The organism is Pyrococcus horikoshii OT3, from assembly GCF_000011105.1.
GTDB lineage: Archaea > Methanobacteriota_B > Thermococci > Thermococcales > Thermococcaceae > Pyrococcus > Pyrococcus horikoshii.
Genome location: NC_000961.1, coordinates 1,677,477 through 1,701,468 on the forward strand (window position 1 = coordinate 1,677,477; position 23,992 = coordinate 1,701,468).

General features: G+C 43.0%; 26 protein-coding genes. 9 read left to right on the top strand and 17 right to left on the bottom strand.

The genetic code is table 11. The annotated features are described in order from the left end of the window. The first annotated feature begins 16 nt into the window (after positions 1–16). Positions 17–637, top strand: coding sequence for an HD domain-containing protein (locus PH_RS09150; RefSeq protein WP_010885999.1), 621 nt, complete (start codon positions 17–19; stop codon positions 635–637). On the opposite strand, the gene PH_RS09155 is transcribed toward PH_RS09150, so the two are convergent. Genes PH_RS09155 through hxlAB form a run of 5 tightly spaced genes read right to left on the bottom strand, consistent with a single transcriptional unit; the run spans position 618 to position 4,206 of the window. Beyond that, positions 618–1,403, bottom strand: a complete 786-nt coding sequence (locus tag PH_RS09155) for a glutamate cyclase domain-containing protein (RefSeq protein WP_010886000.1) — start codon at positions 1,401–1,403, stop codon at positions 618–620. The genes PH_RS09150 and PH_RS09155 overlap by 20 nt on opposite strands. Further along, positions 1,378–1,584, bottom strand: coding sequence for a hypothetical protein (locus PH_RS09160; protein WP_010886001.1), 207 nt, complete (start codon positions 1,582–1,584; stop codon positions 1,378–1,380). The genes PH_RS09155 and PH_RS09160 overlap by 26 nt, the downstream gene beginning before the upstream one ends. Further along, a complete protein-coding gene (locus PH_RS09165) occupies positions 1,568–2,221 on the bottom strand; it encodes a TIGR02253 family HAD-type hydrolase (protein ID WP_010886002.1) in 654 nt (217 codons plus the stop codon). The genes PH_RS09160 and PH_RS09165 overlap by 17 nt, the downstream gene beginning before the upstream one ends. Next, the gene (locus PH_RS09170; protein ID WP_010886003.1) at positions 2,215–2,952 is read right to left on the bottom strand and encodes a hypothetical protein; all 738 of its coding nucleotides are present in this window, start codon (positions 2,950–2,952) and stop codon (positions 2,215–2,217) included. The genes PH_RS09165 and PH_RS09170 overlap by 7 nt, the downstream gene beginning before the upstream one ends. Before the next feature lie 33 nt (positions 2,953–2,985). Continuing rightward, on the bottom strand, positions 2,986–4,206 hold the full coding sequence (gene hxlAB, locus PH_RS09175; protein ID WP_010886004.1) for a bifunctional 3-hexulose-6-phosphate synthase/6-phospho-3-hexuloisomerase: 1,221 nt from the start codon (positions 4,204–4,206) through the stop codon (positions 2,986–2,988). A gap of 65 nt (positions 4,207–4,271) precedes the next feature. Here hxlAB and PH_RS09180 point away from each other — a divergent pair, with 65 nt between their 5' ends. Further along, entirely contained in the window at positions 4,272–4,745 is a 474-nt protein-coding gene (locus PH_RS09180; protein ID WP_010886005.1) for a 6-pyruvoyl trahydropterin synthase family protein, read from the top strand. Here PH_RS09180 and PH_RS09185 read toward each other — a convergent pair. Together PH_RS09185 and PH_RS09190 are read right to left on the bottom strand one after the other, a co-directional pair. Beyond that, positions 4,720–4,917, bottom strand: coding sequence for a 30S ribosomal protein S27e (locus tag PH_RS09185; protein WP_010886006.1), 198 nt, complete (start codon positions 4,915–4,917; stop codon positions 4,720–4,722). The genes PH_RS09180 and PH_RS09185 overlap by 26 nt on opposite strands. Before the next feature lie 3 nt (positions 4,918–4,920). Then, positions 4,921–5,205, bottom strand: a complete 285-nt coding sequence (locus PH_RS09190; RefSeq protein WP_010886007.1) for a 50S ribosomal protein L44e — start codon at positions 5,203–5,205, stop codon at positions 4,921–4,923. A 122-nt stretch (positions 5,206–5,327) separates the two neighbouring features. On the opposite strand from PH_RS09190, the gene PH_RS09195 reads away from it, so the two are divergent. From PH_RS09195 to PH_RS09205, 3 genes are read left to right on the top strand one after another with little or no spacing between them, the layout of a single operon-like run. Further along, entirely contained in the window at positions 5,328–5,885 is a 558-nt protein-coding gene (locus PH_RS09195; protein ID WP_048053519.1) for a Maf-like protein, read from the top strand. 41 nt (positions 5,886–5,926) lie between these two features. Next, on the top strand, positions 5,927–7,213 hold the full coding sequence (gene eno, locus PH_RS09200; RefSeq protein WP_010886009.1) for a phosphopyruvate hydratase: 1,287 nt from the start codon (positions 5,927–5,929) through the stop codon (positions 7,211–7,213). A gap of 33 nt (positions 7,214–7,246) precedes the next feature. After that, positions 7,247–7,978: a hypothetical protein gene (locus tag PH_RS09205; protein WP_010886010.1), complete on the top strand. Its 732-nt coding sequence runs from the start codon at positions 7,247–7,249 to the stop codon at positions 7,976–7,978. Here PH_RS09205 and PH_RS09210 read toward each other — a convergent pair. Beyond that, a complete protein-coding gene (locus PH_RS09210; RefSeq protein ID WP_048053617.1) occupies positions 7,975–8,787 on the bottom strand; it encodes an MBL fold metallo-hydrolase in 813 nt (270 codons plus the stop codon). The two genes, PH_RS09205 and PH_RS09210, sit on opposite strands and share 4 nt — an antisense overlap. 97 nt (positions 8,788–8,884) lie before the next feature. Here PH_RS09210 and PH_RS09215 point away from each other — a divergent pair, with 97 nt between their 5' ends. Beyond that, entirely contained in the window at positions 8,885–12,592 is a 3,708-nt protein-coding gene (locus PH_RS09215) for a DNA polymerase domain-containing protein (protein ID WP_010886013.1), read from the top strand. 12 nt (positions 12,593–12,604) lie between these two features. On the opposite strand, the gene PH_RS09220 is transcribed toward PH_RS09215, so the two are convergent. Further along, positions 12,605–13,228: an METTL5 family protein gene (locus PH_RS09220; protein WP_010886014.1), complete on the bottom strand. Its 624-nt coding sequence runs from the start codon at positions 13,226–13,228 to the stop codon at positions 12,605–12,607. An 89-nt stretch (positions 13,229–13,317) separates the two neighbouring features. Between PH_RS09220 and PH_RS09225 the strand changes: the two genes are divergently transcribed. Both PH_RS09225 and PH_RS09230 read left to right on the top strand, forming a co-directional pair. Continuing rightward, positions 13,318–14,922, top strand: a complete 1,605-nt coding sequence (locus tag PH_RS09225) for a B12-binding domain-containing radical SAM protein (RefSeq protein WP_048053520.1) — start codon at positions 13,318–13,320, stop codon at positions 14,920–14,922. Positions 14,923–14,955: 33 nt separating this feature from the next. Further along, entirely contained in the window at positions 14,956–16,398 is a 1,443-nt protein-coding gene (locus tag PH_RS09230; protein ID WP_048053521.1) for a bifunctional ADP-dependent NAD(P)H-hydrate dehydratase/NAD(P)H-hydrate epimerase, read from the top strand. Here PH_RS09230 and PH_RS09235 read toward each other — a convergent pair. Further along, positions 16,385–17,176: an HAD-IIA family hydrolase gene (locus tag PH_RS09235; protein WP_010886017.1), complete on the bottom strand. Its 792-nt coding sequence runs from the start codon at positions 17,174–17,176 to the stop codon at positions 16,385–16,387. The genes PH_RS09230 and PH_RS09235 overlap by 14 nt on opposite strands. A gap of 30 nt (positions 17,177–17,206) precedes the next feature. Continuing rightward, on the bottom strand, positions 17,207–19,324 hold the full coding sequence (gene purL, locus PH_RS09240; protein WP_010886018.1) for a phosphoribosylformylglycinamidine synthase subunit PurL: 2,118 nt from the start codon (positions 19,322–19,324) through the stop codon (positions 17,207–17,209). 122 nt (positions 19,325–19,446) lie between these two features. On the opposite strand from purL, the gene PH_RS09245 reads away from it, so the two are divergent. Continuing rightward, a complete protein-coding gene (locus PH_RS09245; RefSeq protein ID WP_048053522.1) occupies positions 19,447–19,773 on the top strand; it encodes a hypothetical protein in 327 nt (108 codons plus the stop codon). A gap of 177 nt (positions 19,774–19,950) precedes the next feature. Here PH_RS09245 and purQ read toward each other — a convergent pair whose 3' ends face one another. From purQ to PH_RS09275, 6 genes are all read right to left on the bottom strand, one after another. Then, positions 19,951–20,622, bottom strand: coding sequence for a phosphoribosylformylglycinamidine synthase I (gene purQ, locus PH_RS09250; RefSeq protein ID WP_048053523.1), 672 nt, complete (start codon positions 20,620–20,622; stop codon positions 19,951–19,953). Between the two features lie 5 nt (positions 20,623–20,627). Then, positions 20,628–20,867 (bottom strand): phosphoribosylformylglycinamidine synthase subunit PurS, encoded by a 240-nt coding sequence (gene purS, locus PH_RS09255; protein ID WP_010886021.1) that lies wholly within the window; start codon positions 20,865–20,867, stop codon positions 20,628–20,630. 66 nt (positions 20,868–20,933) lie between these two features. Then, on the bottom strand, positions 20,934–21,503 hold the full coding sequence (pgiA, locus tag PH_RS09260) for a glucose-6-phosphate isomerase (protein WP_048053524.1): 570 nt from the start codon (positions 21,501–21,503) through the stop codon (positions 20,934–20,936). Further along, complete coding sequence (locus PH_RS09265; protein WP_010886023.1) at positions 21,466–21,999, bottom strand: hypothetical protein; 534 nt, start codon at positions 21,997–21,999, stop codon at positions 21,466–21,468. Before PH_RS09265 ends, pgiA begins: the two co-directional genes overlap by 38 nt. A 12-nt stretch (positions 22,000–22,011) precedes the next feature. Further along, entirely contained in the window at positions 22,012–23,019 is a 1,008-nt protein-coding gene (locus tag PH_RS09270) for an ABC transporter ATP-binding protein (protein WP_010886024.1), read from the bottom strand. A gap of 9 nt (positions 23,020–23,028) precedes the next feature. Further along, positions 23,029–23,988, bottom strand: a complete 960-nt coding sequence (locus tag PH_RS09275) for an ABC transporter ATP-binding protein (RefSeq protein WP_048053525.1) — start codon at positions 23,986–23,988, stop codon at positions 23,029–23,031. Between the last annotated feature and the right edge of the window lie 4 nt (positions 23,989–23,992).

A 23,992-nucleotide genomic window follows, 5' to 3' on the forward strand; every position in this document is an offset into this window, starting at 1 on the left:
AGGAGGGGGTTTAAAAATGTATATTGAGTGCGAGGGTATTCTAAAGAGGTACTTTAAAGACGTGCCTGAGATTATTAAGAGGGCATGCAAGTTTGCAAGGGAAAAGCTCGGAGAAGGGAGCCACGGGTTCTCCCATACCTTGAGGGTTCTAGCTATAGCCCTTCACATAGGAAGTAAAGAGAACGCTGATCTAGAGATCCTAGCACTAGCGGCCTTATTACATGATATAGCAAGACCTCTAGAGGACAAAGGGGTTATAAGAGATCACGCAATCGAAGGAGCAAAAATAGCCAAGGAATTCCTCTCTAATTACGAAAAGGTAGAAGAGGTTGCACATGCTATAGCCTCCCACAGGTTTTCAAATGATGTAGAGCCGAGAACCCTAGAAGCTAAAATTCTAAGCGATGCAGATAAAATCGACGCCTTAGGAGCTATTGGAATAGCAAGGGTATTCATATACTCTTGCGAAAAGGAGAGAAGCATTGAAGACTCAATAAAACACTTTGAGGAGAAGATACTAAAGCTAAAGGACCTGATGTATACGAAAACTGGAAAGGAAATTGCCGAAAAAAGGCATAAAGTAGTTAAATGGTATGTAGAAACCCTAAAGAGCGAACTCAGGGAGTTTTTATATTAACTATCTCAATTAACAATTCCAGGATTTTCCCATGAAGGGAAAGTGGTAAACCATCTACAGTAGGTTCCCTCTTTTTTGTTATTCCATCTATCAAACCTACATCTACGAGAGACTTCACAACATCCTCCTCGTTGTAATCTCTTAAGAGGTTCTGACCAACCCTCATTGAGAGCCCCGCTACTAACCCATAAGCTCCCCAGTTCGAGACTCCTGCTATTATGAGTTCATTTACCCTAACTACGGAGAACCTCTCATCATTAAGTCCAAGGTTTCCCATCCCTATTTCATTTCCACCATCACCGATACCAATAGTTGGGATTCCAAGCTCCAAGGCCCTTAGGAATAGGTCATCATATGGACGAACGCTAATCTTAAGTCCCGAAAATGACAAATATTCTCCTTTGAAATTTCTCCCAGGAGTTTCTATACTGACAAGGCAAGAAAATTTCCTTATATTAGGAAATTTCGTAGTGATCCTGGGGTAAAAATCTCTAAGCCCCTCTTTAACGATCTCCTGGGTCAATATTGTAGCTTTCTTTCCAAGTTCTGCTAATCCTAGAGCCAGAGCTAGAGCCCCAGGAGGGCCATCGGTCTCAGGTGTCATCGTTGGGGGAATTGGAAAGTCAGAAACTATAAGAACTTCATCTGATTTAATTAGTAAATCCAAGGATTTTGAAAAATAATCAGGATCTTTAGACTTGTAAAGAATGTAAAGTTTCTCAGAACCCCTGCCCCCTATATCAGTCGCTATTAGATGATCTATCACTATCCTCCACCTCATAGACAACTATTTTAACCCTCTTACCCTTAATGGCCTCCTTCAGCTCCCACCAGAGTCTAGTTGGGTTTTCCTCCTTATGAACAAGTTCATCGTTCCTTGCTTCCATTTTTACATTCTTCTCCTTATATTCTATAAAAACTCCTTCCTTTTCAAATATCACTTTCATCCTCTATCACCTCCGGTAGTTGAAGGATCGAACTTATCTCAAAGTCTGGGAGGTTATAACCGTTTTCACCCCCAACGTTTATCCATACGCTCTTCATGCCTACCCCCTTAGCACCAAGAATGTCTTGCTCCAAGCTGTCACCTACCATTACAGCATCTTTAGGTGAAATCTTCAGCTTTTCTAGAGCAGCAAGGAATATCCTGGGCTCAGGCTTTATAGAACCCACGTCATCCCTGGTTACAACAACATCGAAATATCTGTAGATCCCGGAGACCTTGAGCTTAAGTACTTGGTATCTTGGTCCGCTTGTGACAATCCCAAGCCTATATCCCCTCTCCTTTAGGTACTTTAAAACTTCAACAACTCCTGGGAATACTTCAATCTTGGTTGGATACTTCATTATAAAATCTTCATACTTGAAGGGTAGGGAGAACAGCCTAAAGAAGAAGTTCCAATCGTGCCATTCATACTTCCCTTTCCTTTTTTCAATTTCTGAAAGAAAAATCCTTCTAGCTTCCATTCTAGAGATGTTTAACTTATTAGCTAGCTCATCGTAAACCTGAGGAAGGATGAACATTATCAAGGGCTTCTCCGAAAGTAGGGTTCCATCTATATCAAACAATACTGCCTTCACCATTTTTTCACCAGGAGAGCTAATATCTCCAAGTTTTCTATGCTTTCATCCATTTTAACTCCCCATATTATGTCTTTTTCTTTTAGTATTTCTTGAAATCTTGCCAAGATCTTAGTAACGCTTTCCAATGGTACACTTTTATTCGCTAAGATATTGATTAGGCCTCGCTCCCACACTCCCCAATGCCACTCGAAGTTGACGTTATTAAGTAGCCTTAATATACCGACATTTCCCCCCTTTGTTATTTGAATAAAGTCGGCAAAATCGACATTCACCAGCATCTGAGAATTTAGATACTCATAAAGCTTTGTAAACATATTCCCAATTGCCAATGCCGCTTCATCATAAGCTTTCCAAATAGGTTTCTTCTCCTTTCCCTTTAAGAATTCCCATAGAGAATCATAAAAAACCGTTTCAAAATCCTCAGCCCACTGAGGCTTTTCTTCTAATACAAGTTCTTTCCCAGGAGAGATTACATAGGCAAATCTTACCACATCATTTGGAGCTCTCTCAATGATCTCATTTACTATGTCAACATTAATCCCCTTATTCTCAAAGATCAACCATAAAGTCGAATTTTGTTGTATCCCCCAGAGGATATCCTCAAGCTTTTCTAGAAATTCGTTCTTCAAGAATAGATACCCAGTTGGATTAATATAAATCCTTTTTCCATACCTTATCGAGAAGGCTATCCTAGTTCCATACCCCCCAATGCCAACGAATATTGGTTCCATCAAGCAACCTCCAAGAAATAATTAAAAAAGACATCACTCGAGCGTTGCATGCTTCTTTCTCATATCCTTCTCCGTCTTCTGGAAAGTTGCCATAAGCAGGGCGATTATACCATCTAGGAATATCATTGTTGAGTCTTCAAACAGCGTCCCCATAGGGGCCGTCCACTTATATTTAGTTAGCATCTGCCTAGCAATGTAATCCGTCGGAACATCCGTTTTAGTCCTTCCCGGGATTTCCACAACAACATCGGCCAATCTACCCAATGTTGAGTCTTTATAGGAAGTTATCGCAACTACTTTTCCTCCCTGTTGCTTTGCAATTTCTGCGGCATCAACTATCGTTTTGGTCTCACCAGAACCACTTATCGCTATCAGCAAGTCCCCCTCCTCAAATGCCGGGGTTATGGTCTCACCCACTACGTAGACGTTAAAGTCTAAGTGCATTAGCCTCATGGCAAAGGCCTTTCCAACCAATCCACTCCTTCCAGCACCGTAGATAAATATTTTGTTCGCCCCGATCATTGCATCAACTAAACCTCTAACTTCATCAAGCCTTAACTTATCGGCCACTTCGTTTATATGATCCGTAATATCCTTCATCGCCTTCCTAATAGTCTTCATGTATTCATCCCAGAAGAGGTCTATTATCTTCCTAGTTACCCCTTCAGGATCCTTAGACTTCGTTATGGCACTTCCAACGATGACTATGGTAGCACCGAGCTCTATAACCTTAGGAATAGTCTCTAGGTTTAAACCACCGGCTACAGCTACCGGAATCTTAACAGCTTTTACAACCTTTTCAAGATCCTCTAGGGGTGTCTTTCCTTGAGCTTGCTCATCTATTCCAGTGTGTACTAATATGTAATGAACTCCCATCTGTTCGAGTTCTTTAGCCCTCTGGACTTTATCCTTGACTCCAATTAAATCCACCATTATCTTTACCCCATACTTCCTGGCAACTGCTAGGGCATCCTTTATCGTCTTATCGTCTGCTACTCCCAATATTGAAACAACATCGGCCCCATGTCTTGCGGCCATCTCAACTTCAAGGGCCCCGGTATCCATAGTTTTTAAGTCAGCAACTATCTTCCTATCTGGAAACCTCCTCTTCAATAATTCGACTGCTCTCATCCCCTCCTTCTTTATAAGGGGAGTTCCAACCTCAAGCCAATGAGCGCCGCCGCGAGCTGCTTTTTCCGCAATAGAAATGGCCTGCTCTATGTCAGTTAAATCGAGAGCTACCTGGAGGATCATTTCTTACACCCATAGATTTGTGAGAGGGGCATTCTTTTAAACTTTAACTAATTATTAAAACTCTGATGACGATGAGGTATATTATAAAAAGAAAAATCTACTGGACTAAAGAGTTTGATAGCAGCCACTTCCTCGAGCTGGAATACGAGAGCAAATGCAAAAGGATACATGGACATACGTACAAGGTGGAGGTTGAGATTGAGGGGGAGTTGAATGAGGAGGGGATGATTTTTGACTTCACACATTTGAGTGAGATTGTGAAGGAGTTAGACCACAGGCTAATAGTTAGTAAGGAGTGGGTCAAAGAAGTAGGGGATCTAGTAATTATTGAAAAAAATAGAAAGATCCTGAAGGTTCCAAGGGATGAAGTGGTTATAATAGACAAACCGAATGTTACAGCTGAGTACTTAGCCGAATGGTTTGGAGAGAGAATTGCAGAGAACGCCGGTTCCAATATTAAAAAGATTAAGGTAAGAATTTGGGAAGATCCCAGGAGTTACGCAGAAGTAACGTTCACTCTAGAACCTCAAGGATCTTAGCCTTAACTATCCCTTTACCACCAGTTGGCTCAACTAGTGTTGCCCCACAGACAAGGCACCTGACTCTTGTCGCTGGATGGCTGAAAACTATTTGCTCGTTACCACAATCAATGCACTTAACCCTCAGGAACCTTGACCTAGGCATTGGAATTACATTCCTTGGAAGGCTCATCCATCACACCTCCACGAGCTCGAACCTCTTTACCCTGAACCCTTTTCCTCTTGTATGGGCCCTTCCACAAACGGTGCATACGAATCTGAGATCTAACTTCTTCACCGGCTTTTCTCTACCTTCTGGCTTAGGTCTTGGAAATCCACCGTATCCCTTAAGAACTCTTCTGAACCTTCTCTGACCTGCGCTAAGCTCGCTCCTTGGCCTCCTCTTCACCCTTTCAACTTTATGAATCGTATGCCTCTTACAATACGGGCAGTATGTCCTTATTTGCTTTGGATACTTCATCTCCTTCACCTCCTCGCCAGGCCCGGTGGGTTCCCTTTCGGACACCCCCGAGCCGTGCTAAGTGATCATGCAATCATGGGTTATAAAGTACCTTTAAAAATCTTTACTTAAGATTCCAAGTGATGATAATCTTAGCGTCATCGAGCCCCAGGAGAAGAGAGATCCTGGGAAGATTCTTTGAGATTAAGGTGTATCCAGCTAATGTAGAAGAGAGGAGTACTGTCAAAGATTCAAGGGAGAAATCCCTCGATATAGCAAGGAAAAAGGCGTTAAGTGTCTCATCAAAGTTTCCAGGAGCTACGATAGTAGCTGCAGATACCATGGTCATTTTTAGAGGTAAAACCCTGGGAAAGCCCAGGAATGCTGAAGAAGCCAGAAAAATGCTAAGAGCATTAAGTGGTAATGTTCATAAAGTGATAACTGGGTACTGCATAATCCATAATGGAAGAATAATAGAAGGAGTCGAAGAGACCGAAGTAAAGTTCAGGGAAATTGGAGATGAACTCTTGGAATGGTATATCTCAACGGGAGAATGGAAAGATAAAGCTGGTGCATATGGAATTCAAGGGTATGCATCGATTTTCGTTGAATGGATAAAAGGAGACTACTACAATGTGGTGGGCCTTCCAATTAAGGTTGTAGTCGAATTGACAAAGTTAGGGTTCAAACCCAAGAGATAATATTTAAATCGCTTTTATTCTATCTTCTTTGGTGATAGACCATGGAAAACCCATATGAAATTACTGCTATCGTTGCAAGGGAGATACTTGACAGTAGGGGGAACCCAACGGTAGAGGTTGATGTCCATACTCCTATTGCAATGGGAAGGGCCGCAGTCCCAAGTGGTGCTTCAACTGGAACTCATGAAGCCGTTGAACTTAGAGATGGGGGAAAGAGGTATCATGGAAAGGGAGTTAGGCGAGCAGTAGAAAATGTAAACAAGATAATAGCTCCTGAATTAATAGGAATGGACGTTAGATGGCAGAGAGAAATAGATAAGCTGCTAATAGAGCTTGATGGTACTGAAAACAAAAGCAATCTAGGAGCAAATGCAATTCTTGCAGTTTCCTTAGCCGTTGCAAAAGCAGCTGCCAATTCGCTAGAATTACCGCTGTATCAATATCTCGGAGGCGTTAACGCTTATGTTCTTCCAGTACCGCTGAGCAACGTAATAAATGGCGGGGTTCATGCCGGGAACGAATTAGACTTCCAGGAGTTTATGATAATGCCCATAGGAGCTAGCTCATTTAGGGAAGCTATAAGGTGGGTTTCAGAAACATATCATGTCCTAAAGAGGGTGATCATGGGGAAGTATGGAAAGAATGCGGTAAACGTTGGAGATGAAGGTGGATTTGCACCACCGATGAAGGAAGTTACGGAACCCTTGGATGCACTAATAAAGGCAATAGAGGAGGCCGGCTACAAACCTGGAGATGAAATAGCCCTTGCAATTGATGCAGCATCCAGCGAGTTCTTCAAGGATGGAAAGTACATTGTAGGAGGAAAGGAATACACGAGGGAGGAGTTACTTGACCTATACAAAGAGCTCGTATCGACATATCCAATAGTCTCAATAGAAGATCCGTTCCACGAGGAAGATTGGGAAGGATTCGTGATGATAACCAATGAACTCGGAAAGAAGATCCAGATAGTTGGTGATGACCTCTTCGTTACAAATCCAAGAAGACTTAAGAAAGGTATAGAACTAGGAGCTGCAAACGCCCTATTGCTAAAGGTGAATCAGATCGGTACATTAACAGAAGCTATGGATGCAGCTTACACAGCATTTAGAGCTGGATACAGTGTAATAGTTTCCCATAGAAGTGGAGAAACTGAAGATACTACGATAGCTGACTTAGCGGTTGCCCTCAACGCTGGACAAATTAAAACTGGAGCTCCGGCAAGAAGCGATAGGAACGCTAAGTACAATCAGCTCATAAGGATCGAAGAGGAGCTTGAAGGAATAGCAGTTTACGCCGGCAAGAACTTTAGGAAGGTTTTCTTCTGAAGATTTTTAAGCTTCTCCCACTTTTCTTTATCCATGCTTCCAGTAGCTAGGGGAGACTTTATTAGGGAATTCAGGTTAAGGGCTAGCTTAAGAGCCCTGGAGAGGGTTAAGGATTACCTAGGGGAGAAGGTATACACAAGGTTGAGGGAGCTTTTATATTACAGACTAGAAGGGAAAGAGTTTCCGCGCGGTAAAATAGACTTTAAAATGGCCGTGGCATACTCTGGGGGAAGCGATAGCTCAGCAACAGTTAAAATTCTAAGATGGGCAGGATTTGACGTTATCCCAATAACGGCAAAACTACCCCAGATCGATTGGTCAAAATTAGAAGAGGAAACAGTATTCGTGGAGGTTCCAGGATATATGGAGGAGATGAAGAGGCTGATAGAAAAGAGGGCTCCCATATGTGGAAGATGCCATTCCATGGTTATGCAGACGGTGGAAAGAAAAGCGAGAGAGTTAGGAATCAAAGTCCTCGCCACGGGGGATATGCTAAGTGTAGGAAGTGGATCGATATACTATAAAGACGGTATTATAATATTGAACCTTCCAGCGTTCTTAGCACTAAGTAAGCCAGAATTATTGGATATACTCAATTGGAAGAAGTACGAACTGAAATTCGGTTGCCCTTTGTGGAGGGAAGCCGTGAAAAAGGTACCCATAATGAAGAGGTTCGCCATACAGAGAATACTTAGAGAGGTGAGAGCAGGGGTTCTTCCCAGAGATATGGCCAGAGAATTGATAATGGATGTCCTAAAGTCCTAAACGAACCTCACTGGCCTTAATGTCTTTACGTGGATTTCCTTCCCTATCGTAATTCTAAAGCCCTCCTTAGCTACATACGTTTTAACCCCAGTAACGTTTTGAATATACTCGGCCTCTTTATAGGGGCCAGCAAAGTGCATCTTCATCCCGAGATGAGTCATTATCAAAACTTCCGGTTTTTCCTTCATCTTCTTGAGCATATATACAACGTCATCCGTAGATAAGTGATAGGGAATCTTCATATCCCTGGGCCTAGTAACGGAAGCTATCAGAACCCTAGTCCCGTCGTGCCATTCCTCGAGCCCCTCGAAATACTCCGTATCGGCTATATAAGAGATGTCACCAAAGTTAGTTTTCAATCTAAACCCTATTGTCGTAGGATCACTGTGAACGGAGGGGGTTATCACCATATCTTCATTTCCAAGCTTGAATCTATCTCCTGGATTTGGAGCGTGTACCTCTTCTAAAGCTTCCAGATGATATTTACTGAGGGCCGGGGTATGGGCATCGTCGCCGTGAACCACACTTCTTGAGCCAATTAGAATTCCCCTCCTCTTAGTAACACCGTAGGTCATGCCTTCTACGATAACCTCAGCATCGTTACAGTGATCCGTGTGCCTGTGAGAAATGAAGAGCACATCTATCTTTCTGGGATCGAGCTTATACCTTATCATCCTTATTAAGGCCCCAGGGCCTGGATCTACAAAGATGTTCTTACTAGCCTTTATGAAGAACCCACCGGTCGATCTAACCTGAGTTATAGTAACGAATCTACCACCACCGGCACCAAGAAACGTCACTTCTATCATCTTATCCCCAACACTAAACTTCCCTAGTACGCTTTTAAGCATGTAGGATACTAACTTTTATTACCAACATCCAAGAACATTAACTTAGGGGTTACGCATGATCCTGGATGCTGATTATATAACCGAAGATGGCAAACCGATAATTAGGATATTTAAAAAAGAAAATGGTGAGTTTAAAGTCGAATACGACAGGAATTTTAGGCCATATATTTACGCCCTCCTTAGAGATGACTCTGCGATAGACGAAATAAAGAAGATCACGGCCCAAAGACATGGAAAAGTTGTGAGAATTGTAGAAACCGAGAAGATTCAAAGAAAATTTTTGGGAAGGCCAATAGAAGTGTGGAAGCTCTACCTTGAGCATCCCCAAGACGTTCCCGCTATAAGGGATAAGATAAGAGAGCATCCAGCGGTTGTTGATATTTTTGAGTACGATATTCCATTTGCAAAAAGATACCTCATAGACAAGGGATTGACTCCAATGGAAGGAAATGAAAAGCTAACTTTTCTAGCGGTTGACATAGAAACTCTCTATCATGAAGGGGAGGAATTTGGAAAGGGTCCCGTGATAATGATTAGCTATGCTGACGAAGAGGGAGCAAAGGTAATAACTTGGAAAAAAATTGATCTACCTTATGTTGAAGTTGTTTCGAGCGAAAGGGAAATGATAAAGAGGCTAATTAGGGTAATTAAGGAGAAAGATCCGGATGTAATAATCACTTACAACGGTGATAACTTTGACTTTCCATACCTCCTAAAGAGGGCTGAAAAGCTCGGTATAAAGCTCCTCCTTGGAAGGGATAATAGCGAGCCAAAAATGCAGAAAATGGGTGACTCTCTAGCGGTAGAGATAAAAGGGAGAATACACTTTGATCTCTTCCCTGTGATACGGAGAACAATAAACTTGCCAACTTACACACTTGAAGCGGTTTACGAGGCCATATTTGGTAAGCCGAAGGAGAAGGTATATGCAGATGAGATTGCAAAGGCCTGGGAAACTGGGGAAGGACTCGAGAGAGTTGCAAAGTACTCAATGGAGGACGCCAAGGTAACTTACGAGCTCGGGAGAGAGTTCTTTCCGATGGAAGCCCAGCTCGCAAGGCTCGTCGGACAACCAGTTTGGGATGTTTCTAGATCCAGTACAGGAAACTTAGTTGAGTGGTTCCTCCTCAGAAAAGCATATGAAAGGAACGAGCTAGCCCCTAACAAGCCAGATGAAAAGGAGTATGAGAGAAGGCTAAGGGAAAGTTACGAGGGAGGATATGTAAAGGAGCCAGAAAAGGGATTATGGGAGGGAATAGTAAGCTTAGACTTCCGCAGTCTATATCCCTCAATAATAATAACCCACAACGTTTCTCCCGATACCCTCAACCGAGAAGGATGCGAGGAATATGACGTGGCTCCCAAGGTAGGACACCGCTTCTGTAAAGACTTTCCAGGGTTCATTCCAAGTCTACTTGGTCAGCTACTCGAAGAAAGGCAAAAGATCAAGAAGAGAATGAAGGAGAGCAAAGATCCCGTTGAGAAAAAGCTCCTCGACTACAGGCAACGGGCTATCAAGATCTTAGCAAACAGCATTTTACCAGATGAATGGCTCCCAATTGTTGAAAATGAAAAAGTTCGATTCGTAAAAATTGGAGACTTCATAGATAGGGAGATTGAGGAAAACGCTGAGAGAGTGAAGAGGGATGGTGAAACTGAAATTCTAGAGGTTAAAGATCTTAAAGCCCTTTCCTTCAATAGAGAAACAAAAAAGAGCGAGCTCAAGAAGGTAAAGGCCCTAATTAGACACCGCTATTCAGGGAAGGTTTACAGCATTAAACTAAAGTCAGGGAGAAGGATCAAAATAACCTCAGGTCATAGTCTGTTCTCAGTAAAAAATGGAAAGCTAGTTAAGGTCAGGGGAGATGAACTCAAGCCTGGTGATCTCGTTGTCGTTCCAGGAAGGTTAAAACTTCCAGAAAGCAAGCAAGTGCTAAATCTCGTTGAACTACTCCTGAAATTACCCGAAGAGGAGACATCGAACATCGTAATGATGATCCCAGTTAAAGGTAGAAAGAATTTCTTCAAAGGGATGCTCAAAACATTATACTGGATCTTCGGGGAGGGAGAAAGGCCAAGAACCGCAGGGCGCTATCTCAAGCATCTTGAAAGATTAGGATACGTTAAGCTCAAGAGAAGAGGCTGTGAAGTTCTCGACTGGGAGTCACTTAAGAGGTACAGGAAGCTTTACGAGACCCTCATTAAGAACCTGAAATATAACGGTAATAGCAGGGCATACATGGTTGAATTTAACTCTCTCAGGGATGTAGTGAGCTTAATGCCAATAGAAGAACTTAAGGAGTGGATAATTGGAGAACCTAGGGGTCCTAAGATAGGTACCTTCATTGATGTAGATGATTCATTTGCAAAGCTCCTAGGTTACTACATAAGTAGCGGAGATGTAGAGAAAGATAGGGTGAAGTTCCACAGTAAAGATCAAAACGTTCTCGAGGATATAGCGAAACTTGCCGAGAAGTTATTTGGAAAGGTGAGGAGAGGAAGAGGATATATTGAGGTATCAGGGAAAATTAGCCATGCCATATTTAGAGTTTTAGCGGAAGGTAAGAGAATTCCAGAGTTCATCTTCACATCCCCAATGGATATTAAGGTAGCCTTCCTTAAGGGACTCAACGGTAATGCTGAAGAATTAACGTTCTCCACTAAGAGTGAGCTATTAGTTAACCAGCTTATCCTTCTCCTGAACTCCATTGGAGTTTCGGATATAAAGATTGAACATGAGAAAGGGGTTTACAGAGTTTACATAAATAAGAAGGAATCCTCCAATGGGGATATAGTACTTGATAGCGTCGAATCTATCGAAGTTGAAAAATACGAGGGCTACGTTTATGATCTAAGTGTTGAGGATAATGAGAACTTCCTCGTTGGCTTCGGACTACTTTACGCACACAACAGTTATTACGGGTATTATGGTTATGCGAAAGCTAGATGGTACTGCAAAGAGTGCGCAGAAAGCGTTACGGCATGGGGGAGGCAATACATAGATTTAGTTAGGAGAGAACTTGAAGCTAGAGGATTTAAAGTCCTGTATATAGACACGGATGGACTCTACGCGACTATTCCTGGGGTTAAGGACTGGGAAGAGGTTAAAAGGAGGGCCTTAGAGTTCGTAGACTATATAAACTCCAAGCTCCCAGGAGTTCTCGAACTCGAATATGAGGGCTTTTACGCAAGGGGGTTCTTCGTCACAAAGAAGAAGTATGCCCTGATAGATGAGGAAGGAAAGATAGTGACAAGAGGTCTAGAGATAGTTAGGAGGGACTGGAGTGAGATAGCAAAGGAGACCCAAGCAAGAGTTTTAGAGGCCATACTCAAGCACGGTAATGTTGAAGAGGCCGTCAAGATAGTTAAGGATGTAACCGAAAAGCTGACAAATTATGAAGTTCCCCCAGAAAAGCTGGTCATATACGAGCAGATAACGAGGCCAATAAATGAATACAAGGCAATAGGGCCCCACGTAGCCGTGGCAAAGAGGCTTATGGCCAGGGGAATCAAGGTGAAACCTGGGATGGTGATAGGGTACATAGTCCTCAGGGGTGATGGCCCGATAAGTAAGAGGGCTATCTCAATAGAAGAATTCGATCCCAGGAAGCATAAATACGACGCCGAATACTACATAGAGAACCAAGTCTTACCTGCCGTTGAAAGAATACTCAAAGCTTTTGGGTACAAAAGGGAAGACCTTAGGTGGCAGAAAACAAAACAAGTGGGATTAGGAGCATGGATCAAGGTCAAGAAGTCTTAATATGCCTTACCTTTATCTCGAATTTATAACCTTACTGAACCTGTAAATATCTACGGTAATCCGCTCTAACTTCTTCCTATGGAAAAAGAACTGGAGTGGTATCTCTATCTTCGTTGTGAGCCTATGAGTTACTACAAACCCATGTTCCCAGGAAAACTTTTCTATAAACCTCCTCACCTCAGGTTTTGCTAAGTGGATGGAGTAAACAACATCACTTATCTCGAAAGCTTTTAAAAGGAAGGGCCTATCAGCATGCTTCCTTTGACTTCCAAAGGGAGGATTCATTATCACAATATCAACCCTAGAGTTGAATTCAGAGACATCCCCTATGAATACCTTAAACTTACCCTTAAATTCACCTAAATTTTCAATTAGAACATCAACAGCTTCTTTATCAACTTCAACGCAGATCACTTCCTTAGCCCCAAGAAGAAGGGCCCCATAGCTCAAAACCCCTGTTCCGGCCCCTAGGTCGGCCACCACTTTCCCCTCTATATCTCCAAGTGAATAGGCCAACCAAAGCAATTCGGAAGCCGCGTTTCCCGGAGTTCTGTATTGCTCCAACCACACCTTTGGATTTTTAAACCCCTTAAGCTTTGATAGAGCTATAGCTAATTCCTTCTTTCTCGTCATCATTTTAAAAAGGATATTAAGAGTTTAAGTTTTTAAGTGCAAGCGTAACTTTCTTAAGTATGAAACTAATCTTTCAGATGTAGGTGGTTAAAATGGCAAAGATAGTTTTAACCACCGATGAAACCCTAACAAGTACTTACCACAACGTCCCCCTGCTCGACTTCTTTGGATGTGCACCCTATGATAAAATCCCAAAATGGGTGTTTAGGTTCCTAGATTCTCAAATACCAGATAAAAACGGAGTACTAACCCAAGCTCCTTATGGGCTTAGAAAGATAGAAGCAGCGTTACTAAGATGTTATCCTAGAGAGGATGTCGTGGTCGCCCATCCAAGAAAGGTGGAAATGTTCCTCGATGAGAACACGGAGATAGTTGGACTTTACGAGATGGATCCCTTTGGACTAGGGCCAGTAACCATGATGTTTACCAACGGTGGACAATGGAAAAGCTATACCTACGTTAAATTTAGAGAGCTAGTTGAGAAGATAAACTCAGTAAGGGAGAGAAAGGGATTAAAGTTCAAAATAGTAGTGGGCGGACCAGGAGCCTGGCAAGTCGATATGAGGAAAGAAGAGAGGGAAGAATTAAAAATAGATCATGTTGTCATGGGAGAGGCCGAACACGTTATTTGCAAAATATTCGAAGATATAATAAACGGGAGTGCCGATGAAACAATAATCATAAGGAAAGGTCCGAAGATAGAGGAGATACCAACAATAGTGGCCCCCTCTTATAAAGGACTTGTGGAAGTAATGAGGGGATGTGGAAGAGGTTGTCGCTTCTGCGAACCAAACCTCAGGGTTGCCCGCTATATGCCACTTGAGAAAATAGAGAAGGAGATAAGGGTAAATATAAACGCTGGAATAGACCATGCATGGCTTCACAGCGAAGACATATTCTTGTATAAAGTAGAAGATAAGAAGAACTTCTACCCAAATGCTGAAGCCGTCATAGAGCTATTCGAAATGGCTAGACAATATACCAAGAACGTTAATCCAACCCATGGAACTGTAGCTGGAGCTTTAGCTGTTCCTGGGATGATAGAGGAGATATCAAGGATAGTTGAAGCAGGGGATACCCACTGGGTAGGAATCCAGGTCGGCCTGGAAACTGCGGATCCAGAAATAATTGGAAGACTAATGAACAACAAGATGAAGCCCTTCTCCCCAGAGGAATGGCCCTGGGTCGTGTTAAATGGAACGTACGTCCTTAATAAGAACTATTGGTTCCCAGCATATACCACAATACTTGGACTTCCAGGAGACAATGACGATGCAGAAATAATGACCGCAAGATTAATTATCACAATGGAGAAAGAGCTCGAAGAAAAGCTTGGGAACAGGGCCCACTTTACAGTAACGCCTCTAGCTTTCGTCCCTATGGGAGTCCTCAAGGGTGAACAGTTCTACAAGGTTGAAGAGATGATAACCTATGGGCAGTTCCTTCACCTTTACTATGCCTGGAAACATTTAGCGAAGGAAATTGTCAGGGGATTACCAAAGGTTATGTGGGGAAACCTTTTCCTAGTCCCCTTATTCCCATTGGCAAGATTTGGAATTAGAGTAGTGCTTAAGCAGATTGAAAAGTGGGGCAAGAAGAAGGGATTCGAAGTCAAGAAGCTCGATCCCCTTGATGTCAAGATAGATGTAGATGAGCATGTGTGGGGAACTAAACCCAGCTTGGCTGAAGCTTATTAGGTTTCCCCTTCCTCATAATTTTTGGTGATCACCATGAAGATTGAGGATGTTTACATATGGGATATCAACGCAAGATGGCTCGGTGTAACTCCGTACCAACTCATGGAGAATGCGGGGGCAAGTGTTGCTAGGGTTATAGAAGAGAAGTTCGGGAAAAATCTTAAGATAGCAGTTTTCTGCGGAACCGGGAACAACGGTGGAGATGGGTTCGTTGCTGCAAGGCACTTAAGTTATGAAAACGATGTTACAGTGTTCTTAATTGGAGAAGAAGTTAAGATAAGGAGTGAAGAAGCTAAACTGAACTGGAACATACTGAAGAATTTAGACTTCGTCAAAATAAAGGTGCTCAAGGATTCAAGCCAAATAAGAGAGCTAGACTTAAGTGAATTTGACATAATAGTTGATGCCCTCCTGGGGGCCGGAACAAGGGGAAAACCCAGGGAACCGATAAAATCTGCAATAGAGAAGATAAACGAGTACAGTGGAAAGGTAAAGATAGTTAGCATAGACCTACCAAGCGGATATCCAAGCGAAATTAGAGTAAAGGCCGATTTTGCAGTAACGTTTCAGTGGGATAAAGAAGAATTTAAAGATTTTAAAAGGATAATTGCTAAAATAGGCTACCCAAAAGAGCTCAAATACCTCGTAGGACCAGCCCATGTCAAATTCGCCTATAAAAGAAAAGGAGAACACAAGGGGCAGAATGGGAAGCTTTTGATAATTGGAGGAAGTGAAAACTACTATGGAGCCCCAGTGCTAGCTGCGAGTGCAGCAAAGCACTTGGTAGATCTGGTATTCCTACTCCTCCCTCAAAATGCGGCCAGAAGGGTAAATGATCCTGATCTAATAGTTAGGGAAGTTGATGGTTTAAACTTTACTCCCGAGCATATTAAAAGTGCACTAGAGCTAGTGGAAAAGGTTGATGCAATCGTCATAGGGCCTGGAATTGGAGTTAGGGAAGAGACAAAAGAATTCGTCAAGGGGATCATTGAGAGGGTTGAGAAGCCGATTGTTGTTGATGCGGATGGACTCAAGATAATTGCGGAGTTCAAAGACATCCTTAAGGGTAAAGAGATCGTCTTAACGCCCCATGCCGGAGAGTTCAAGCTACTCTTCGGTGAAAAGGTTCCAGAAGATCTAGTCGAGAAAGGAAAGGTTGTCATGAGAAGGGCGAAGGAAATAGGAGCAACAATACTGCTCAAAGGAAAGTACGACGTAATAAGCGACGGAAAAGTGTGGCTTTACAACAAAACAGGGAACAGGGGAATGACAACTGGAGGAACGGGAGATGTGCTTGCAGGAACTGTTGGGGCGTTCTTAGCGTTGGGAAATAAAGCATTAAAAGCTGCCGCTGCGGGGGCATTCCTAGTAGGTTTTGCCGGAGATCTAGTTATGGAAGAAAAGGGAGAAGCCTTCACGGCCAGGGATGTAGCTGAGAAGATTCCGATAGCATTAAAGAAGATTATAGAGTTTTAAGATAGTCAATCAACTCATAAACGCTTGGAAGGACTAAGTCCGGTTTGTACTCACTCTTTTTTATATCTTCAAGTGAGCTAACCCCAGTTAATACCATTATCGCTTTCATGCCAAACTTCTTGGCAAAGGCTATATCAGTATCCAACCTATCTCCCACCATCCAAAGTTCCTCCCCAGGGAACATCTCTCTCACAACCTCATACATGGGCTCATTGGGCTTCCCTATTATTATTGGCTCTACGTTAGTTGCCACCTTTAGAGCAGCTATTATAGATCCGGCCCCAGGATAGATACCCTCTTCGCCAGGGAGCGTCGCATCAGGGTTAGTTCCTATAAAGGTAGCCCCATTCCTTATGGCTAATGTCGCATACTTTAGCTTTTCATAAGTCAAATCAGGATCCAAGCCGACGACAACGTGCTTTACCTCTTTCCAAGATCCCTGCCTTGCTTCATCAAGCGTGACTATCCCCCAGCCAAGGGCTTGCATCTCCTTAACTAACCCCTCTCCCCCGATGACAAAGATTTTACCTGGATCAAGGTGTTTACTCATGTAAAGCCTCGTCGCAAGACCAGAGGTTATTATGATGCTGGAGGAAACGTCAATTCCCATCTTAAGTAGCTTTTCTCTATACATCTCTGGTGTTTTCGTTGAGTTGTTCGTGAGGAAAGCGAAGGGGATACCCCTTTCCTTTAAGAATTCTATAAGCTCTCTTACCCCAGGAATTGCCCTGTTCCCCCTGTAAAGAACCCCATCCATATCGAATATTATCGCAACCATGATTGAAGAAGCGAAAGGAGGAATAAAAGGTTAATCCATTAACCTATAAAGGGTGTTCCAATAAACATCCTTGAGCTTATCTAGATTCCAGAGTAAAACTTCGTCATTTATCTTAACGCTGAACGAATTAGATCCTATTATCCTTCCGATAACCTTAAGATCCGTTATCTCCCTAGCCTCTTCAAGTTTCCTCTCTGGAAGAACAACTAGATATCTACCATGACTTTCACTGAACGCGAACTCTACAGGGTTCATATCGGTTTTAATAGTAACTTCCATCCCAACGTTGAACAATGCAGCTACCTCAGCTAATGCTACAAGGAGTCCTCCCCTAGATAAATCGTGCACGAAACTAACGAGAGAGGCATTTATAAGCCTTAAAATGCTTTCAGCATTTTTCCTCTCCACCTCTAAATTTACCCTGGGAGCAATACCCTTCCTTATTCCGAGAACCCTGTAGAGCTCGGATCCCCCAAGCTCCCTCTTGGTTTCCCCAACCAAGGTTACAACATCTCCCTTATTAGGTCCCTTAGGTATTTTACTTAGCTTTACCTTTCCAACACCTGCAACTACAGGGGTAGGCTTTATCGGCTTATCAACGATTTCATTGTAAAAGCTAACGTTTCCGCTGACGTAAGCTAAGTTAAAAGCCTTAGCAGCATCAGCTAATCCCTTCACCGTTTCAGCAAAGCTCCAGTAAACCTCTGGCCTTTCAGGGGAAGCAAAGTTTAGATTATCTACGAGGGCTAAAGGTTTAGCACCGACACTTACTAGGTTCCTTACAACTTCAGCGACGAGGCCCATCGCACCATGGTAAGGATTCAAGTAACAATGATTCGGATTTCCATCTGCCGTAATAGCGATCCCATATTCCTCATTTATCTTCAGCACTGCAGAGTCAAATCCAGGCTTCACAACAGTCCTACCCTGAACTTCATGGTCATATTGTTCCCATATCCATCTCTTTGCTACTATGTTAGGACTTCTCCAGACCTTCTCAAAGGCCTCCTGAAGAGATATCCTAGGGATCCCAACTTCCTCTTCAATTTTATATTCCTTCATTGGCCACTCAATAGTTGGAACTTCCGTTAGTAGATCAATTGGAAGCTCCGCAACTTTACTTCCCTTCCAATAAACTATGAATTTAGGTTCCTCTATAACCTCACCAACGACGCTCCACTCAAGCTCGTACTTCTCAAAGATCCTTGCAAGCTCTTCAACATCTTCAGGTCTTACCGCGAAAAGCATTCTCTCCTGGCTTTCTGATATCATAACTTCAAGAGGGGTCATTCCAGGCTCCCTTAAGAGAACTTTGTCAGCATAAATTATTGCGCCAAAGCCTCTCTTCCCAACCATCTCTGAAGCGGCACAGGTTAATCCTCCCCCACCTAAATCCTTGAGGGCCCTAACCTTTCCAGTATAGACAGCTTCAAGCGTTGCCTCAATTAATAGCTTCTCCGTAAAGGGATCTGGAATTTGGACAGCTGACCTATCTTCTTCTTCAGCATTTTCACTTAACTCTTCGCTAGCAAAGGTGACCCCATGAATGCCATCCCTTCCAGTCCTATTTCCCACTATGATTAGCTTTAAGCCCGGCTCTGTTACGTAGCTGTGGACGAGGTGTTCAGGTTTCATTATTCCAACACAAGCAACGTTAACTAGAGTGTAGTTGTCTAAGCTTTCGTCAAATTCAGTCTCCCCTCCCACAGTGGGAACTCCTATTCTGTTTCCATAATCAGATATTCCCTTAACCACGTATTCGAAGAGATACCTGTTCTTCTCCTTCTCCAAAGGGCCGAACCTTATTGGGTCGAGCAGAGCTATCGGCCTAGCCCCCATACATAAAATATCCCTAACTATTCCACCAACACCAGTGGCAGCACCGCCATAGGGTTCAACAGCGGAAGGATGATTATGACTCTCTATTCCAATTACGATCCAAGTTTTATCATCAAATTTAATTATTCCAGCATCCTCTCCTGGGCCCAAAACAACGTGCTCGTTTTTTGTAGGTAATAACTTCAACCATTTTCTGCTCGACTTATAGGAGACGTGCTCACTCCACATTACCTCAAGCATTGCCCTTTCAACATCGTTCGGTTCCCTTCCAAGTCTCTCACGAATTAACTTTTCCTCCTGGGGAAACATCGTGACACCTCCTTATTTGCCAGAAAAATGTAAAAATTTTAAATTTTTAAGATTTATTTTGACAAAGAAATGTCAATCACTCACCCTAAATCCTATCAACTGAAACTGAGATGGGAGTTGAGATGGGTATTGAGGAAAAAACCGAGATCATCAAGAGGGAAATTAAGAGGATGTTTGAGGGTAAGAAGTTATCGGAGGTAAATGAATTTAGTGATTACGTTAAGGGGTATGATGTTTGGTTTGATGGAAAGATGGGAGGGGTTTGTATCCGCGTCGATTTGGAGTTACGTGTAAATGAGAAACCATCTGGAGTGTTTTCGCATGTGGTGTGCGTCTCGCAGAATGTTATTATGAAAATGGATGAGATAGACCTCTGGGAGTTAGCGTATAATATTGTCCTTCATGTTGAGAGTAAAATGTGTTGGGAGTGGAATGTGCCCTTGTGTTGAGGTTAGAATATCCACGTAGGTTTAGGAGATGCAACTGAAAACATCAACGAGAATCTAACTATATTCCCGAGTTTTAGAATTTGAGAGAGAAGAATAAGTCCTCACTCAAATACATTTCCCAGTTAAATATATCCGCCTAAAGTAACTTCAGCCGTTCTACCGCATAAGGAGGTGATATTACTTCTTCATCCACTCCACTATACTTTTGAACACTTTTAACCCATCTTCACTCCCCAGGAAGCGGTCACTCGCCCTCTCAGGGTGAGGCATCATCCCAAGAACATTTCCCTGTTTATTTGTAACTCCAGCTATATTCAGCACAGAACCATTTGGATTTGCTTCCTCTGTAATACTTCCCTTTTCATCACTATACTGGAATACAATTCTAACCTTAGAGGGATTATCAATGTAGTAATTACCCTCTGCATGTGCTATCGGCATTCTCACAACTTCTCCTTCCTCATAGAGGTAAGTGAAGGGAGTCTCAACGTCAACGACTTTTAAGTGAACCCACTTGCACAGAAATCTCGGTATCTTATTTGGTCTAAGGGCCCCGGGAAGAAGATTAGCTTCAGTTAAAATCTGAAAGCCATTGCATATTCCAAGTATAGGCCTTCCCTCTTCGGCAAGTTCTCTTATTTCCTCCATTACTTTTTGCCTAGCAGCTATTGCCCCAGCTCTCAAATAATCAGCGTAACTGAATCCCCCTGGGATCACAACTCCATCGTAATCTTTCACACTCTGCTTATACCAAACCCTCTCAGCTTCCCCACCGGCCCTTTTTATAGCTTCAACTGTCTCAAAGTCACAGTTAGTCCCAGGAAATACTATTACAGCAAATTTTACCATGATTATCACCATTTTTCGATGGTATATTCCCAAGTATGAATTAAGGGATTAGCTAACAATCTTTTGCACATTTCCTCGACGTCTTTCTCCGGATTATCGCTCTCTAAAATAAATTCAAAGCATTTTGGCACCCTTAGATCCTCAACTTTATACCCAAGGTTCTTGAGGGCATTTCCAATTACCCTACCTTCTGGATCGTTGAGTCCTTCTTTTAGCCTAACGAGAACCCTAACCTTCCACTTCATTTTCCATTACCAAAAAGATGTAAAAATTGGAAATTTAAAAGGATTATTTTAACATTTTTATGTTAATTAATTCTTCCACCTCGGATTGTCAACGACCTTAACTTCACCATTTTCCTCTATGACAATTTTGCTAAACCCTTTCTCAGCAATAGTTCCATAATCATGCCCAGCATCCGCCGGGTAGATCGCTAAGAATATGAAAGGCTCATCTCCAGTGTTCACGGTTCTATGGGCCCAGTATGGTGGAACATAAACAACTGTCCCGGGCTCCATAGGTATCCATCTAGCCTCTCCCTCGGGAGTCTGAAGGAGCATTCCACCCTTACCCTTTAATGCAATGTAAACTTCGGCCCTATCCCTCTTTGCATGGAAATGACCCTTTGTAAAGAAGAACTCCTTTCCGACTTTTCCTGGGTATAGAACGGTTGTAGCGAAGTTTAGATCACCTTCCTTTTCTTCCTGTTCCACAGCATATACCTCATAGACTACTGGATCTTCCCTCTCCACCAATTCTCTCCAGGTTTCTTCATCTAGAAAATATCCCTTCATGTCACTTAGCCTTCTTACTAACTTCTTTGCTCCCTCAATTACTCCACTTTCAAAGTCTACCTTCACGCCAAGGGGTTCTTTGTACATCTTCACCACCTAATCTTTCTTTGCGCCTCTTCTTTTTGACCTTTTCCATCTCACCCTGAAGATAGCTAGCGAAACCTAATAATGAGAGAATGCTTCCCGCGATCATTAGAACGAAACCTATGGGAGAGAGCCAAGAGTATGGATAAGCATATCCAATTACGGAGAGGGTGTACAAAACTTCTCCATCTGTTTCTATTTTTGGGTAATCTTCCATATCACTCAACGTAATTGTGTTGTTTGAAAGCTCCAGAGAATAGTACTTTCCACCAGAATAGACAGAAACACTTGCATTTTTTGAGTACAGAGTTAAGTTACAGTCCACTATCGTTATTATCCTATCTGAGTATAGGAAGTGTGATCCTGGAGTAAGAGTCCCCTTAAGCTCTTCTCTTTCAAGCTCGGCTTTCATCGAGATAAGGGCTAACCCAAGGGATAAGAAAAGTAAGAGGAGGCCAAAGAGTATAGTTGGATACCTAACCGCATCCTTGATTCCCATTTCTTAGCACCGCTAAATCTCTCCTACCCTATGGCACTCAACCCAATGATTGTGGCTGTACTCTATCAGCTGGGGTTGCTTAACATCGCACAAGCCTTTCTTGAAGTATATGCACCTCGGATGGAATCTACATCCTGAAGGTATGTTCACGGCACTTGGAACTTCACCCTTAATTGGCAATTCTTTAATCACATCTTTCCTCTCAGGGATCGGCTCTGGGACAGCTGCTAGCAACGCCCTCGTGTATGGATGGAGAGGATTGTCTATGATCTCCTTCGCAGGACCCATCTCCACTATCCTTCCAAGGTACATTACCGCAATCCAGTCGGCGAAGTATCTAGCGGTCGAAAGATCGTGAGTAATGTAGAGGTAAGTGACACCCATCTTCTCCTTAAGCTCCTTCATGAGTTCCAGAATCTCAGCCCTAATCGAAACGTCAAGCATTGAAACAGGCTCATCAGCGACCACGAAAGTTGGGTTGAGGATTAATGCTCTAGCGATAGCTACCCTCTGCCTCTGACCACCGGAAAGCATGTGAGGGAATCTGCCAACGTACTCCTCCGGTGGCGTTATCTTTACCATTTCTAAGGCTTTATATATCAACTCCTCACGCTCGGCCCTCGTTTCTCCTATCCCATGAATGAGCAAAGGCTCTTCCAAGACATCATATATCCTGAACCTCGGGTTCATTGAGCTAAAGGGATCCTGGAATATCATCTGAACCTTCCTTCTATAAGCCTTTATCTCCTCCTTAGTCCTCAACTCCGTAACATCCTGGCCCTCGAGGTATATCTTTCCATCAGTTGGCTCAAGTAACTTTACTATCAGCTTTCCAGTCGTTGTTTTTCCGCAACCGCTCTCTCCAACCAAGGCGAAGACCTGTTGCTTGTAGATTTCAAAGCTTACGCCATCAACCGCCTTCACGAACTTCTGAGGTTCTCCTCTTAAAGCTGAGAGAAATCCCCTTCTTACTGGGAAGTACTTTTTAAGGTTTTCAACCTTCAGTATTGGCTCGGACATGCTCTCACCTCACAGGAGCCAGCATGCTGCATAGTGATCCTTATCAACCTCAACCATCTTCGGCTCCTCTTCCTTGCACTTATCCATTGCATAAGGACACCTTGGGTGGAATCTGCAACCGCTTGGCGGGTTAATCAAGTTCGGTGGACTCCCAGGAATGAATTCAAGTTTTTCGACATCTTCGTGAAGTCTAGGAATTGCGGCTAGGAGTTTCTGAGTGTATGGATGGGCTGGTTCGTAATAGATCTTCTCACTAGGCCCGATCTCCACGAGCTTCCCAGCGTACATCACAGCCACTCTATCACTAATCTCAGCAAGAATGCTTAAGTCGTGGGTAATGAATATCATTGAGAGGCCAAGCTTCTTCTTTAACCTCTTCATTAAATTAATTATTTGAGCTTGAACTACCACGTCTAAAGCCGTTGTTGGCTCGTCGGCTATTACTATGTCAGGTTCCAGGAGTAGGGCCATTGCTATTACAACCCTTTGTTTCATTCCACCTGAAAGCTCGTGGGGATACCTGTAAACGATCTCTGGGTCGAGTCCTACGAGCTCTAAATACTTCATAGCCCTGTCTAAAGCATCTTCCCTGTCCATTCCCTTGTGATATATCAAGGGTTCAATCATTTGATATCCCACGGTATAAACTGGATTGAGAGCATTCATTGCCCCCTGGAAGATCATTGAAATCTTCTGCCATCTTATCTCCCTTCTCAGGACATCCTCAGGTAATCCAACAATTTCCCTACCGTCGATCTTTATGCTACCACCAACGATTCTTCCTGGGGGCTGGGGCATTCCCATTAGAGTGAATCCAATAGATGATTTTCCGCAACCACTCTCTCCAGCTAAGCCAAGAACTTCACCCTTCTCTAAGTCGAAGGTAACGTCGTCAACGGCCTTAACGGGGCCCCTAGAGGTGAAGTAATACATCTTAAGGTTCTTAACCTCAAGTATCTTCTTACCCATACCA

Bases quoted from the DNA above. Each gene is read 5' to 3' on its own strand.
- PH_RS09265 (WP_010886023.1), bottom strand. From the start codon at position 21,999: ATGGGAATCAAGGATGCGGTTAGGTATCCAACTATACTCTTTGGCCTC.
- purS (WP_010886021.1), bottom strand. From the start codon at position 20,867: ATGAAGTGGAAGGTTAGGGTTCTCGTTAGGCTAAAAGAAGGACTCAAC.
- PH_RS09205 (WP_010886010.1), top strand. From the start codon at position 7,247: ATGCTTCCAGTAGCTAGGGGAGACTTTATTAGGGAATTCAGGTTAAGG.
- PH_RS09230 (WP_048053521.1), top strand. From the start codon at position 14,956: ATGAAGATTGAGGATGTTTACATATGGGATATCAACGCAAGATGGCTC.
- pgiA (WP_048053524.1), bottom strand. From the start codon at position 21,503: ATGTACAAAGAACCCCTTGGCGTGAAGGTAGACTTTGAAAGTGGAGTA.
- PH_RS09195 (WP_048053519.1), top strand. From the start codon at position 5,328: ATGATAATCTTAGCGTCATCGAGCCCCAGGAGAAGAGAGATCCTGGGA.
- PH_RS09275 (WP_048053525.1), bottom strand. From the start codon at position 23,988: ATGGGTAAGAAGATACTTGAGGTTAAGAACCTTAAGATGTATTACTTC.
- PH_RS09150 (WP_010885999.1), top strand. From the start codon at position 17: ATGTATATTGAGTGCGAGGGTATTCTAAAGAGGTACTTTAAAGACGTG.
- PH_RS09220 (WP_010886014.1), bottom strand. From the start codon at position 13,228: ATGATGACGAGAAAGAAGGAATTAGCTATAGCTCTATCAAAGCTTAAG.
- purL (WP_010886018.1), bottom strand. From the start codon at position 19,324: ATGTTTCCCCAGGAGGAAAAGTTAATTCGTGAGAGACTTGGAAGGGAA.
- PH_RS09190 (WP_010886007.1), bottom strand. From the start codon at position 5,205: ATGAAGTATCCAAAGCAAATAAGGACATACTGCCCGTATTGTAAGAGG.
- PH_RS09225 (WP_048053520.1), top strand. From the start codon at position 13,318: ATGGCAAAGATAGTTTTAACCACCGATGAAACCCTAACAAGTACTTAC.
- PH_RS09210 (WP_048053617.1), bottom strand. From the start codon at position 8,787: ATGATAGAAGTGACGTTTCTTGGTGCCGGTGGTGGTAGATTCGTTACT.
- hxlAB (WP_010886004.1), bottom strand. From the start codon at position 4,206: ATGATCCTCCAGGTAGCTCTCGATTTAACTGACATAGAGCAGGCCATT.
- PH_RS09215 (WP_010886013.1), top strand. From the start codon at position 8,885: ATGATCCTGGATGCTGATTATATAACCGAAGATGGCAAACCGATAATT.
- PH_RS09270 (WP_010886024.1), bottom strand. From the start codon at position 23,019: ATGTCCGAGCCAATACTGAAGGTTGAAAACCTTAAAAAGTACTTCCCA.
- purQ (WP_048053523.1), bottom strand. From the start codon at position 20,622: ATGGTAAAATTTGCTGTAATAGTATTTCCTGGGACTAACTGTGACTTT.
- PH_RS09185 (WP_010886006.1), bottom strand. From the start codon at position 4,917: ATGAGCCTTCCAAGGAATGTAATTCCAATGCCTAGGTCAAGGTTCCTG.
- PH_RS09235 (WP_010886017.1), bottom strand. From the start codon at position 17,176: ATGGTTGCGATAATATTCGATATGGATGGGGTTCTTTACAGGGGGAAC.
- PH_RS09170 (WP_010886003.1), bottom strand. From the start codon at position 2,952: ATGGAACCAATATTCGTTGGCATTGGGGGGTATGGAACTAGGATAGCC.
- PH_RS09165 (WP_010886002.1), bottom strand. From the start codon at position 2,221: ATGGTGAAGGCAGTATTGTTTGATATAGATGGAACCCTACTTTCGGAG.
- PH_RS09245 (WP_048053522.1), top strand. From the start codon at position 19,447: ATGGGTATTGAGGAAAAAACCGAGATCATCAAGAGGGAAATTAAGAGG.
- PH_RS09180 (WP_010886005.1), top strand. From the start codon at position 4,272: ATGACGATGAGGTATATTATAAAAAGAAAAATCTACTGGACTAAAGAG.
- eno (WP_010886009.1), top strand. From the start codon at position 5,927: ATGGAAAACCCATATGAAATTACTGCTATCGTTGCAAGGGAGATACTT.
- PH_RS09160 (WP_010886001.1), bottom strand. From the start codon at position 1,584: ATGAAAGTGATATTTGAAAAGGAAGGAGTTTTTATAGAATATAAGGAG.